This window comes from Robinsoniella sp. RHS, from assembly GCF_001029355.1.
GTDB classification, from domain to species: Bacteria; Bacillota; Clostridia; order Lachnospirales; family Lachnospiraceae; genus Robinsoniella; species Robinsoniella peoriensis.
Genome location: NZ_JNGB01000065.1, coordinates 23,392 through 36,340, shown reverse-complemented (window position 1 = coordinate 36,340; position 12,949 = coordinate 23,392). Strand labels below are relative to the sequence as shown.

General features: G+C 42.0%; 12 protein-coding genes and 1 pseudogene. 9 read left to right on the top strand and 4 right to left on the bottom strand.

Annotated features, from left to right (window positions below; all coding sequences use genetic code 11):
* A pseudogene (locus tag RHS_RS20495) lies at positions 1–959 on the top strand (glutamate synthase subunit alpha); the annotation flags it as partial.
* Positions 960–971: 12 nt separating this feature from the next.
* Complete coding sequence (locus RHS_RS20490; protein ID WP_027293483.1) at positions 972–2,456, top strand: glutamate synthase subunit beta; 1,485 nt, start codon at positions 972–974, stop codon at positions 2,454–2,456.
* A gap of 257 nt (positions 2,457–2,713) precedes the next feature.
* On the opposite strand, the gene RHS_RS20485 is transcribed toward RHS_RS20490, so the two are convergent.
* Entirely contained in the window at positions 2,714–3,904 is a 1,191-nt protein-coding gene (locus RHS_RS20485) for a sugar MFS transporter (protein WP_027293484.1), read from the bottom strand.
* A 115-nt stretch (positions 3,905–4,019) separates the two neighbouring features.
* Positions 4,020–4,817, bottom strand: coding sequence for a DeoR/GlpR family DNA-binding transcription regulator (locus RHS_RS20480; RefSeq protein WP_044293150.1), 798 nt, complete (start codon positions 4,815–4,817; stop codon positions 4,020–4,022).
* 404 nt (positions 4,818–5,221) lie between these two features.
* Here RHS_RS20480 and fba point away from each other — a divergent pair, with 404 nt between their 5' ends.
* The 5 genes from fba to pfkB all read left to right on the top strand — a co-directional run bounded on the left by fba (position 5,222) and on the right by pfkB (position 8,490).
* Positions 5,222–6,073: a class II fructose-1,6-bisphosphate aldolase gene (fba, locus tag RHS_RS20475; protein ID WP_044293148.1), complete on the top strand. Its 852-nt coding sequence runs from the start codon at positions 5,222–5,224 to the stop codon at positions 6,071–6,073.
* A gap of 169 nt (positions 6,074–6,242) precedes the next feature.
* Positions 6,243–7,292, top strand: coding sequence for a galactitol-1-phosphate 5-dehydrogenase (locus tag RHS_RS20470; RefSeq protein WP_047834214.1), 1,050 nt, complete (start codon positions 6,243–6,245; stop codon positions 7,290–7,292).
* Positions 7,293–7,319: 27 nt separating this feature from the next.
* Positions 7,320–7,379, top strand: coding sequence for a hypothetical protein (locus RHS_RS31510; protein WP_395023115.1), 60 nt, complete (start codon positions 7,320–7,322; stop codon positions 7,377–7,379).
* 5 nt (positions 7,380–7,384) lie between these two features.
* Positions 7,385–7,459, top strand: a complete 75-nt coding sequence (locus RHS_RS31505; protein WP_395023113.1) for a DUF6783 domain-containing protein — start codon at positions 7,385–7,387, stop codon at positions 7,457–7,459.
* A 104-nt stretch (positions 7,460–7,563) separates the two neighbouring features.
* Complete coding sequence (pfkB, locus tag RHS_RS20465) at positions 7,564–8,490, top strand: 1-phosphofructokinase (RefSeq protein ID WP_047834213.1); 927 nt, start codon at positions 7,564–7,566, stop codon at positions 8,488–8,490.
* 15 nt (positions 8,491–8,505) lie between these two features.
* Here the strand turns inward: pfkB and RHS_RS20460 are convergent, their stop codons facing one another.
* Positions 8,506–9,105, bottom strand: a complete 600-nt coding sequence (locus tag RHS_RS20460; RefSeq protein WP_027293489.1) for a TVP38/TMEM64 family protein — start codon at positions 9,103–9,105, stop codon at positions 8,506–8,508.
* Between the two features lie 474 nt (positions 9,106–9,579).
* Here RHS_RS20460 and RHS_RS20455 point away from each other — a divergent pair, with 474 nt between their 5' ends.
* A complete protein-coding gene (locus RHS_RS20455; protein WP_047834212.1) occupies positions 9,580–10,542 on the top strand; it encodes a bifunctional 4-hydroxy-2-oxoglutarate aldolase/2-dehydro-3-deoxy-phosphogluconate aldolase in 963 nt (320 codons plus the stop codon).
* A 118-nt stretch (positions 10,543–10,660) separates the two neighbouring features.
* Positions 10,661–11,686 (top strand): sugar kinase, encoded by a 1,026-nt coding sequence (locus RHS_RS20450; RefSeq protein WP_047834211.1) that lies wholly within the window; start codon positions 10,661–10,663, stop codon positions 11,684–11,686.
* A 191-nt stretch (positions 11,687–11,877) separates the two neighbouring features.
* On the opposite strand, the gene RHS_RS20445 is transcribed toward RHS_RS20450, so the two are convergent.
* The gene (locus RHS_RS20445; RefSeq protein ID WP_047834210.1) at positions 11,878–12,948 is read right to left on the bottom strand and encodes a radical SAM protein; all 1,071 of its coding nucleotides are present in this window, start codon (positions 12,946–12,948) and stop codon (positions 11,878–11,880) included.
* Position 12,949 lies beyond the last annotated feature (1 nt).

Genomic DNA, 12,949 nt, shown 5'->3' with positions numbered 1-12,949 from the left:
CTTCCAAAGTGGATTTAAGCGCAATTATCAATAACCCCTTTGTAAAAGAGGGAATGAAAGTGACCTTTGACCCGGCTCAGGTTTACAATTTTGAACTGGAGAAAACAGCGGATGAGAAAATTCTGGTAAAAAAATTAAATGGAGCGCTTTCGAATAAGCAGAAGAGAAGCATTGAAGTAGATGTAATCAATACAGACCGCTCTTTTGGTACGATATTTGGTTCTGAAATCACGAAAATGTATCCGGAAGGACTGGAGGAAGACACCTACACCGTGAAATGTAATGGAGCAGGGGGACAGAGCTTTGGGGCATTTATACCAAAGGGGCTTACCCTGGAACTGGTAGGTGACAGTAACGATTATTTTGGCAAAGGGCTGTCCGGCGGCAAGTTGATTGTATATCCTCCTAAGAGTGCGAAGTTTAAACAGGACGAAAATATTATTATTGGAAATGTTGCCCTCTATGGAGCAACCAGTGGAAAAGCATATATTAATGGTGTGGCAGGAGAACGTTTCTGCGTGCGTAATTCTGGGGCGAAAGCGGTAGTAGAAGGTGTTGGCGATCATGGATGTGAATACATGACAGGAGGCCGTGTTGTAATTCTTGGCAATACCGGTAAGAACTTTGCAGCAGGCATGAGCGGCGGTATTGCCTATGTACTGGATGAAAACAGCGATTTATATAGGAAGCTGAACAAGGAGATGGTTTCCATTGATAAGATTACTTCCAAGTATGATGTCCTGGAACTGAAAGAGATGATCAAAGATCATACCGCCTACACCAATTCCGAAAAAGGAAAAGAAATCCTGGAACATTTTGAGGATTACCTGCCGAAATTTAAGAAGATCATTCCCAATGACTACAATCGGATGTTGATGAAGATTGTGCAGATGGAAGAAAAAGGGTTAAGCAGCGAGCAGGCACAGATTGAAGCATTTTACGCAAATACGAGAGGATAGGAGGGCAAAGGAATGGGAAAACCAACAGGATTTTTAGATTTTAAAAGAGAGACCAGCGAGACGGTACGACCAAAGGTCCGGATTAAGAATTTTAATGAATTCCACGTTCCCTTATCCAGGGAAAAGCAGAGGCTTCAGGGCGCCAGATGTATGGCATGCGGTGTTCCGTTCTGTCAGTCCGGCATGATGATCGGAGGGATGGCATCGGGGTGTCCACTGCAGAACCTGATTCCGGAATGGAATGATCTGGTATATACCGGAAGCTGGGAACAGGCATATCACAGACTGGCGAAAACGAATTGCTTTCCGGAATTTACGGCAAGGGTATGTCCGGCACTATGTGAAGCGGCATGTACCTGCAACTTAAATGGAGAGCCTGTGGCTACGAAAGAAAATGAGTGGGCAATCATTGAAAATGCATTTGAGATGGGCCTGGTGGTTCCAAATCCGCCCAAAGTCAGAACCGGAAAAAAGGTGGCAGTAGTGGGAAGCGGACCTGCCGGACTTGCAGCGGCAGTACAATTGAACAAAAGGGGGCATAAGGTTACCGTATTTGAGAGAAATGACCGCATCGGAGGACTTCTTCGATATGGCATACCGAATATGAAACTGGATAAGTCGATAATAGACAGAAGGATTGCTATCATGGAGGCAGAAGGAATCGAGTTTGCTGCCAATACCAATATTGGTGAAGACATCAAGGCGAATGCTCTGCTAAAAGATTATGATCGTGTAATTCTGGCATGCGGGGCATCCAATCCCAGGGATATCAACGTCCCTGGAAGAGATTCCAAAGGGATTTATTTTGCAGTCGATTTCTTGAAGGCCACAACGAAGAGTCTGCTGGATTCAAATTTTGCGGATCAGAACTTTGTTTCTGCAAAAGGAAAGAAAGTGATGGTAATCGGCGGTGGTGACACCGGCAATGATTGTGTTGGTACGGCAATACGACTGGGGGCGGCATCCGTAATCCAGCTTGAAATGATGCCTAAGGCGCCGGATACACGGACTGCTGATAATCCATGGCCCGAATGGCCAAAGATCTGCAAAACAGATTACGGGCAGGAAGAGGCAATCGAAGTGTATGGGCATGATCCCCGGGTGTATCAGACTACAGTTACGGAATTCGCTGCCAATAAAAAAGGCGAAGTATGCCAGGCGAAGATCGTAAAATTAGAAAGTAAAAAAGATGAAAAAACCGGACGCATGATGATGGTGCCGGTTGAGGGAACCCAGGAAACAGTAAATGTGGATTTAGTTTTCATTGCTGCCGGATTCTTAGGTGCACAGAAATATGTTACTGATGCATTCAAGGTGGAATTAGACGGACGTACGAATGTGGCAACGCAGCCAGAGCAGTATCAGACCTCCGTAAAGCATGTATTTACGGCTGGGGATATGCACAGAGGGCAGTCTCTGGTAGTCTGGGCAATCCGGGAAGGCAGGGAAGCAGCAAGAGCAGTGGATGAATCATTGATGGGGTATACGAATTTGTAATTTTATAGATTCCTGAATATAAGCAGGCAGGAGGCATGATAGAGAAGAGCTGCTTAAAGATGGATATACGAGCCTGATTTGTTATGGGATTGCTTTTTATAAGAATAATTGTAAGATTTTGAAAGCAGAAAAAGAAATAGTTTATAGAAAAAGAAATAACTGGATAAATAATATAAAAAAAAAGCCATGAAGGATGATGCGATGTTATCTCAAAATCCTTCATGGCTTTTTTAAATTTACACCCAATAGATAAATATCTACTGAACAACAGCAGTTTTCTTTATTTTACGAAGCATTCCCGTTACAATTACCATTACAATCGGAAATACCATGGCAAACAGCAGCCCGCTCTTTAAGCTGTCATTAGCCAGATTGGATACAACACCTACCAGACCCGGACCTGCCGCACAGCCGATATCTCCGCCCAGTGCCAGAAGTGCAAATAAAGCAGTTCCGCCCTGAGGGCAGTACTGGCAGGAAAGACTGAATGTTCCGGGCCACATGATACCTACCGACAATCCGCATAATCCGCAGCCAACCAGAGACAGCAATGGGTAGGGTGACAGCGTGGCAAGCAGATAACTGATAATGCACAGGAACCCGCTGGCTATAATAAACTTTTTAAGCTTGATTTTTGCACCAAATTTTCCGTAGAAAACACGGGAAACACCCATTAATACGGCGAAAGCGCAGGGACCCAGCAGATCACCCAGGGTCTTGGATACTTTAAGCCCTGATTCTGCAAACAGGGAAGCCCACTGTGACATCGCCTGTTCCGATGCACCAGAGCAGATCATCAGTATCAGAAACATCCAGAAGATCTTCATGGAGAAAAGCTTTCGGATGGGCAGTGACTCTGCTTCGGCTTCTACGGTATGTAATGGCACTTTGCTGAAGAAAAATGCATTGAAAAATGGGATGATCGCCCAGAATATCGTCAACAGATACCATTTGCTGATACCCACTGTTACAAAATACAAAGTGGATATAATAACAACACTTACATGTCCCCAGCAATAAAAGGAATGCAGCAGGCTCATAGCGGATGCCTTCTCGTCACCCGGCAGAGATTCTACAATCGGGCTGATTAGTACTTCGATCAGTCCGCCGCCGATGGCATTAATTAATACAGCTACAATCAATCCAGCATAGGCATTTGAAAAGAGAAAAGGAAAAACGCCCATACCGACAAGTCCGATCGTACAGCAGACATGTGCGGCAACAGTACAGATACGATAACCGATTTTGTCAACATATTTGGCAGCCAGAATATCCACAAACATCTGCATAGCAAAATTGATGGAAATCAAAAGACCGATTTTCTCCAGTGATATGGAGAACTGCGACTGGAACGTGACAAATAAAAGCGGTGCCAGGTTGTTGACGATGGCCTGCGTAATATATCCGAGATAACAGGCATTTCGTGTGTGTTTAAAATGAAGTGACATGACTTCCTCCCCAAGTAGTATAAAATTTTTGCTCTTTATCGTGGCAATGTGATAGCATTATATCATTGGAATTGGAAAAAGGGAATCTTTATTTATAAAAAAATGAGGAAAGTTTTCAGGCATTAACTACTACTACCTTTACGCCGTTGTTCTGCAGAGTTTCCATAAATTCTTCCTGGATGCCGGAGTCTGTAATGAGTGTATAGCCTTCCTTTAGCTGGGTGAGCTGTACGAAACTCTTTTTGCCAAACTTTGTAGAATCGGCAACCACTACAATGTGCCTGGAAGATTCCAGTACGGCAGTAAAAGTACCGGCTTCAATGTAATTATAGTTATATATGATTCCGTTTTCATCAATGGTGGCGGCACCGATAAAAGCATAGTCAAAAGAAAAACTGCGTATCATATTTTCAGCCACATGCCCAACTGCATTAAGGGAGGGCAGTATCAGCTGGCCTCCGATTGAAATCACCGTATAATCCGGGTGATTTGCCAATACCTGGGAGACACTGACATTATCGGTTACCAAAGTGGCGGATCCCATTGTGTAGTTCATCTGCAGGGCCATACAGTAAAGTGTGGTGCCGGATGCAATATAGACAGAGTTACAGCCCTGGCCAAGACTGGCGTTGCGGAGATATTCCGATGCGGCATTTCCAAGTGCCATTTTCAGGTCGTGATGGTTGTTCAGCCTGGTCTGGAAAGGAGCATCACTAAATAGGGCAGCAGATGCCTGAACCAGGGTAGCGCCTCCATGATGGCGGATTACTCTTTTGTCATCTTCCAGTGCCTGCAGATCTCTTCGGATTGTCATATCTGAAACGTGAAATTCCGTACACAGTTCTAATACACTGGCAGTTCCATCGTGAAGACGCATGTATTCCATGATCTGGTCTGTTCGTTTATTTTTCATAGGGGGTTTACGTTCCTCTCTTTTTATTTCCCAAAACAATATTTTCAAACATTTGAAGACATTATAATATGATACAGAAGAAAATACAAGAGTATTCCATGAAAACATGTTTGAATTCGAAAATAATCAAACAAAAATATGCTAAAACAGCAGATATTATACGTTTAATAACGAAAAACAAACAAAAACATGTTTGAATATGAAAAGTAAATAACAGAAATAAAACAAAATGTGCTTGACAAATAGACCTGGCTGTGATTATATTATGATATAAACATAACGAACATAAATCAGACATTTATTAAACATGAATTTTAGCAGAGATTCCCATAAAAATGATAAAATACTGTAAGAAGCGGAATCCGGTTGGCACGCGCAAAAAAGGCGCAGAATAGGAGGATATTATGCCATTAGTTACAAGTAAGCAGATGCTGTTAGATGCTCAGGCTGGGAGATATGCAGTTGGGGCATTCAATGCGGAGAATATGGAAATGGTTCAGGCAATTATCGCAGCCGCAGAGGAATTAAAGGCACCGGTAATGATTCAGACAACACCATCTACTGTTAAATACGCAAGCCTTGATTTATATCTTGCTAATGTAACGGCAATTGCAAAAAAGGCAAGTGTTCCTGTATGTATGCACCTGGATCATGGGAGCAGTTTTGAACTGGCGATGCAGGCACTGCGCACCGGATATACATCCATTATGATCGACGGATCACACAGCGTTTTTGAAGAGAATATAGCCCTTACCAAACGTGTGGTTGATGCCTGTGCACCTTCGGATGTGCCGGTTGAAGCAGAGCTTGGAAAAGTTGGCGGTAAGGAAGATGATCTGGATGGCGGAGCCGGCGGCTATACCGTACCGGAAGAAGCAAAAGAATTTGTAGAAAAAACAGGTGTCGGATCTCTGGCTGTTGCAATCGGTACTGCTCACGGAGTTTACTCCGGAGTTCCAAAACTGGATTTGGACCGCTTAAGTGAAATCCGGAAGCTGGTGTCTATACCGCTGGTACTCCACGGTGCATCCGGATTATCCGATGAAGCGGTGCAGGAAAGTATCAAGCGCGGTATCTGTAAAGTGAATTTTGCAACGGAACTTCGTATTGCATATACAGACGGAGTGAAAAAAGTACTGGCAGATGCGCCAGATACCTTTGATCCGAAAAAATATGGTGCTGCAGGACGTGAAAATGTAAAACAACTTGTAATGAACCGCATCAGAGTATGTCAGAGCGACGGAAAAGCCAAGTAAGCCGGAATTCATAAGATGGCTGAAAGAAATATAAAGAGAGAGGAAATGCCACAGATTATTTTCAGCCTGTTTAAAAGTGGCAGTGTCACAAGTATACCCCAAATGCAAAAATGAAAACTTACATAACGCAAAAGGAGTTTTTTGCTTGTGATACAAGTGGATTTGAATCATGAAAGCAGGAGTAGTATATGCAAAAAATGATATTCGTTATGATGATATCGAGAAGCCGTCAGCAGGACCGGGAAAAGTTCTGATAAAAGTAAAATATACCGGTATCTGCGGTTCTGATGTACCGCGGGTAAACGCAGATGCATGTCATTTCTTCCCAAACGTATTGGGACATGAATTTTCCGGAACAATTGAAGAAATAGGTGACGGAGTCACTTCTTTAAAACCGGGAGACCGGGTGGCAGGAGTTCCGCTGGTTCCATGCATGAAGTGTGAAGACTGTCAGAAGGGAAATTATTCACTTTGTAAACACTACAGTTTTATCGGTTCAAGAGAATATGGCAGCTTTGCACAGTATGTGGTAGTACCGGAGAAAAATGCAGTAAAATTTGAAGATGAAGTAAGCTTTGAGCAGGGGGCATTTTTTGAGCCGGCAACCGTAGCTCTTCACGGGCTGCAGCGATGTGATTATACAGGCGGTAAAACAGTTGCGATTCTGGGCGGTGGAACAATCGGGATGCTGACGATGCAGTGGGCAAAGATATTTGGCGCCGCAAAAGTAGTGGTTTTTGATATCGCAAAAGAACGTTTGGATCTGGGAATGCGTTTAGGTGCAGATGCAGTTATCAATACACTGGAAGAAGATTACATCGAACAGGCAATGTCATTAACGGATGGCAAGGGATATGACTATGTCTATGAAACAGCCGGGAATACCATTACCATGAAAATGGCATTCCAGCTGGCAGCAAACAAAGCAGAGGTCTGCTTCATAGGTACACCCACCAGAGAATTATCTTTTACAGTCAGCGAATGGGAAAATATGAACCGCAAAGAGTTTAAGCTGACCGGCTCCTGGATGTCTTACAGTGCACCATTTCCCGGCAAAGAATGGGAACTGACCGCACATTATTTCAAAACAGGACAGTTGAAATTCGATGATTCTTTTATCTATAAAAAACTGGGACTCAGCCAGATAGCAGAAGGGTTTGAGATATTTAAAACACCCGGTGCGGTTAAAGGTAAGATTTTGATTGACAGTGAATCCTAGAGGGGGTTTCAAAATGCTTTCTGGCAGTTGTGCGTCACACTTTGTGGGAGATTTGTCCCGCATTCAGGGTGCGTACGGGCTACGTAACCTGAATGCGGGGCAAATATGCCGTAACGTGTGACGTGCAGATGGCGGGAATGAATTTTCATACACGCTCGAGTACATAACATTTATATTTAACTGAAGGGCTGTGGCTATATGCACAGCCTTTCTTATAGGAAAAATTTAAAAGTGAGACTTATACGGCATATACACGGAATGGGAGGAAAATATGATCACAACAGTGACACTCAATGTAGCAGTTGATAAAGCTTATGTAGTAGATGAACTGAATAAGGGAGAAGTTATGCGTGTTAAAACCTGCTCCAATACAGCAGGGGGGAAAGGGCTGAATGTAGCCAAAGTAGCAAGGCTTTGTAAAGAAGAGGTGCTGGCAACCGGTTTTGTAGGAGGCTACAATGGTGCTTATGTGGAAGAACTGCTGGAGGGATACAAGGTAAAGAGCCAGTTTGTGCATGTAAAAGGGGAAACCAGAAGCTGCATTAATGTTCTGGCTGCTGACGGAAGTTCTACAGAATTTTTGGAACCGGGAGAGCCCATTGAGCCTTCAGAAGTGGATGATTTTCTCCTTCAATTTGAGGAAATCGCTAAGAAAAGCGATGTTGTTACGATATCAGGAAGTGTACCCAGGGGGGTAGATATTAGTATTTATGGAAAACTGATTGATTTGGTAAAGACAGCAGGACATAAAGTAATTCTCGACACAAGCGGAAAGTTGTTAGAAGAAAGTGTAAAGGCATGTCCGACTATGATCAAGCCAAATGATGATGAAATTGAAGCATTGTTAGGTGTTCCGGTTACAAACAGGGAAGAGATTATTGCAGGTGCCATAAAGCTTCGGGAAATGGGAATTCCAATGGTAGTAGTTTCTCTTGGCAGTGAGGGGGCATTATTGGTAACAGAAGAAGGTGTTTATCAGGGGAAACCGCCAAAGCTTGAAGTTGTAAATACGGTAGGATGTGGTGATTCTATGACAGCAGCATTTGCCGTAGGATTATACAGAGGTTATGATTCAGAAGAAATGCTCAGATATGCAGTGGCAGTATCTGCTGCAAATGCTTTAACCATGAAGACAGGAAGCTTTTTGGAAAAAGATTTGCAGGATATACTGCCACGGGTAGAAGTGAAAAAATTATGATAAAATAAAAATATTTTAAAAAAACTGTAATGCATGGATCATGCCTGCGGTTCCGATGCTGTAAGCAGCAATGACCCATGGTTTTCCAAGAAGTATAATTGTTGTAAATTTCTTCCAGTGCATACGTGTGAGTCCTGCGATAAAACACAGCAGGTCGTCGGGAGCAGCCGGGAGGAAAATTGCAAGCATGAAAAAGATGTCAAATTTCTTTCCTTTTTCCAGCCAGGATGCATATTTATCATAAGTTTTTTCATTTACAAATTTTTTGACAAAATCAATTCCGTATCTGCGGGCAATGATAAATGCAAGAATGGAACCGATACACATGCCAATGTAGCTATAAACAAATCCCATAACGGGTCCGAATACCAGTGCGCCCACAATACAGGTTACAAATCCTGGAAGTACTGGTATCACTACCTGTAATGCCTGTATAAACATAAATACAAGGGGACCCCAAAGTCCAAGAGCTTTGATAAAAGCAATCAGAGATTCTTTTGATTCAAAAATGCCTGCGCGGTACCCATACACTGCAAAAATGATACACAGGACGATCGTCAGCACGGTAATCATATTTGTTATAAGGGGAATGTGATTCTTTAATTTTTCAGCCATAGCGGATCTCCTTGTTTCGTTTTTCTTTATTTTTAATATTAGCTTTTGTTTTTTTAAGACAGAATATGTGAATGTTATTTATTAAATATAGAATATATCATAAATGTTAAGAAACTCTGGATGTAATTCTTAAAAAATTCTGACAAAGTTGTAAAGAATCTAATAAGTTTCTTTGGAGAGCGAAATGTTCTAAGAATGGAACTAATTCCATTGCATCAAAAGTGAAAAAAAAGGCAAAACCCCTCTGAACAGTAAAAATACTGGACGGAGGGGTTTTGCCTTATATAGGAAAATGATTTATTGACAGCAACCAGAATTAATAAGAAAAAAAGATAAGTAGAAAGTATAAATTTCCTATTGACATTTTTCACGTTTCTACCTATAATGCAATTAAAGGTATCGTAATTTAAAACATAGTTTCATAATATAAAACTATACATAAAGCCAGATTATATAAATAGGAGGAATAAAATCATGAATGAAATTTTAAAAGAGATTTCCAGGATGGGAATTGTACCGGTTATTGCATTAGATGACGCAAAAGATGCAAAACCACTTGCACAGGCACTTTGCGAAGGAGGGCTTCCATGTGCGGAGGTCACATTCCGTACGGCAGCAGCAGAGGAGTCTATCCGCATTATGGCGCAGGAATTTCCGGAAATGTTAGTAGGAGCAGGAACGGTTCTGACAACGGAACAGGTAGACCGGGCTGTGGCAGCAGGAGCAAAATTCATCGTAAGCCCGGGACTGAATCCAAAGGTTGTAAAATATTGTGTAGATAAAAACATTCCGATAACACCGGGAACGTCCAGCCCTACAGATATTGAGCAGGCTATTGAATTAGGATTAGAAGTAGTGAAATTTTTCCCGGCTGAGGCTTCCGGCGGACTTGCTAAGATAAAAGCCATGGCAGCACCTTATGTAAATATGAAGTTTATGCCTACCGGTGGAATTAATGCAAAAAATCTGATTGATTACTTAAACTTTCCGAAAATTATTGCCTGCGGCGGCAGCTGGATGGTAAGCAAAGATATGATTACAGCAGGGGAATTTGACAAAATCAGAGAGATGACCAAAGAAGCAGTGACTGCAATGCTTGGATTCGAACTGGCTCATGTTGGAATTAATGCAGCAGATAATGATGAGGCTTCCAGTACAGCGGCATCCTTTGAGAAGATCTTTGGATTTACACAGAAACCGGGTAAATCTTCTGTCTTTGCCGGAAGTGCTGTGGAAGTAATGCTGACACCTTATCTTGGAAGCAACGGCCACATCGCAATTAAGACCAATTATATAGACAGGGCAGTTTACCATTTAGGAAAACAGGGTGTCTCATTTAATGAAGAGTCAGCAAAATGCGATGAAAAAGGAAATCTGAAGGCAATTTATTTAGAAGGTGAAATTGGCGGATTTGCAGTACATTTAGTACAGAAATAATCTGCTGATATATTTGATGCTTGATGATACAGATCACTTAATAAGTGACAATTATAGTGTGAGTTTTTCAACACAGATTTTTAATATAAGAGATTGAGTTAACGGAGGATATTAGAATATGAGCAAGAAAGTAATCACATTCGGAGAGATTATGTTAAGACTGGCACCGGAAGGATATTATCGCTTTGTGCAGGCAGAAAATTATGGAGCAACTTACGGCGGAGGTGAAGCTAACGTTGCAGTTTCTCTTGCCAATTATGGTTTGGATGCTGCCTTTGTCACAAAGCTTCCGAAACATGAAATTGGTCAGGCAGGAGTAAATTTACTTCGCAGATTTGGTGTTGATACTTCTTATATCACAAGAGGCGGAGACAGAGTAGGAATTTATTTCTTAGAAAAAGGTGCAAGTCAGAGACCAAGTAAAGTTATTTATGACCGTGCGGGTTCTTCTATCGCAGCAGCAACTACTGCAGATTTTGACTGGGATCAGATCTTTGAAGGGGCTGAGTGGTTCCATTTTACCGGTATCACTCCTGCATTGGGAGACAATGTAACGGAAATTTGTCTGGAAGCCTGCAAAAAAGCGAAAGAAAAAGGTATCACCGTAAGCTGTGATTTGAATTACCGCAATAAACTCTGGTCTAAGGAAAAAGCAGGCCAGGTAATGGGTGAGCTTTGTAAATATGTGGATGTATGTATTGCGAATGAAGAAGATGCCAGTGATGTATTCGGTATTAAAGCAGCTAATACAGATGTAACTTCCGGAAAAGTAAATCATGAAGGTTATAAAGATGTTGCAAAACAGCTGGCCAAAAGATTTGGCTTCTCAAAAGTAGCAATTACCCTTAGGGGATCTATCTCCGCAAATGACAATAACTGGGCAGCTATGCTCTATGACGGAACAGACTTCTACTTCAGTAAGAGCTATCTGATGCATATCGTAGACCGTGTAGGCGGCGGTGATTCCTTCGGCGGCGGATTAATTTACGCATGCTTAAATGATTTTGCACCACAGCAGACGATTGAATTTGCAGTTGCAGCAAGCTGTCTGAAACATACTATAGAAGGTGACTTCAATCAGGTATCCGTAGACGAAGTTATGAAACTTGCAGGCGGAGACGGATCAGGACGTGTGCAGAGATAGTAAATGCAGATAAAGCAGTGGTTTGAAATATGTGACACTGTGCATGATGCTATGATGAAATAAGCTATGAAAACATCATCTGTGCATTTGGCAGATTAAGGTGTATAAATAGATAAATCCTAAAATGTAAAATGAAAGAATAAGCATATAATTATTTGCCGATTATGTGCTTATTCTTTTTTCTTTTTATTTTAAATACTTTCCACTTCCTGTCTGTTCGCAAACAGCGTACAGCCCCCTTGATGAATGTCTGCTTTTTCTTCAATAGCCCTTACCTTTTCAAAGAAATCTGACTGAAGTACTTCTACAAGAGAAGACTGGGTCAGGTTTAGTTTAGAATAGGGAGAGAAAGGACATGGCTCTGCACCGCCTGTGGGATTAATATGGAAAAAGCCCCGTCCTGCAGCAAGACAACCGCCCATGGATGCTTCATCGCCGGGAAATGACAAGATAATCATTTTCTGACAGTCAGATTTTAAAGCATTCACGCTTGTATTTAATAATTCAAGGTCGGTATCTGATAAAATCAGTGATTCTGTTCCTTTTTCTACCGGTACAAATTCTACATAAAAGATGATACCGCAGCCTTGGTTCTGAAGATCGTCAACAAATTGTCTGCTGGTTACGAACTCCACGTTGTTGTGTGTAACAGTGATTGAGGTACCATACAATATATGGTGTTTCTTAAGTGCGGACATAACCTGACAGAGTTTTTCCGCAATTCCAGCGCCTCTCCTCAGATCGGTGTCAGCAGTGGTTCCCTCAATGCTGAGTACCGGGATCAGATTGCGGGTCTTATGGAAAAGTTCTATGTATTGCTCGTCTATCAGCGTACCATTTGTAAAAACTGGAAATATAATGTCGGGATAATTACTTGCTAATGTGAGGATGTCTTTTCGAAGCATAGGTTCTCCTCCGGCGAGCAGTATAAATGATATTCCCAAATTATTTGCCTGGTTAAATATATTTTCCCAGTGGTGAGTGTTCATTTCAGAGAGCTGTTCATGATCACTGCACGCTCCCTCTGCTCTTGCATAGCATCCGGCACAGTGGAGGTTGCAGCGGGATGCGATACTTGCAATCAGAAAAGGAGGTACGTGGATGCCTTTATTTTCGTGCTCTGCTCTTATTTTTGCATTTTTTGTAAGCTGAGGTGTAAAATCCGTTATAAAACGGCGGTTTTTCTTATCGGTTAAATAAAATTTCGCTGCAGTGCGGGCAATAGACAGGATGCCTGTATTCATAAACAAACTGATATCCATA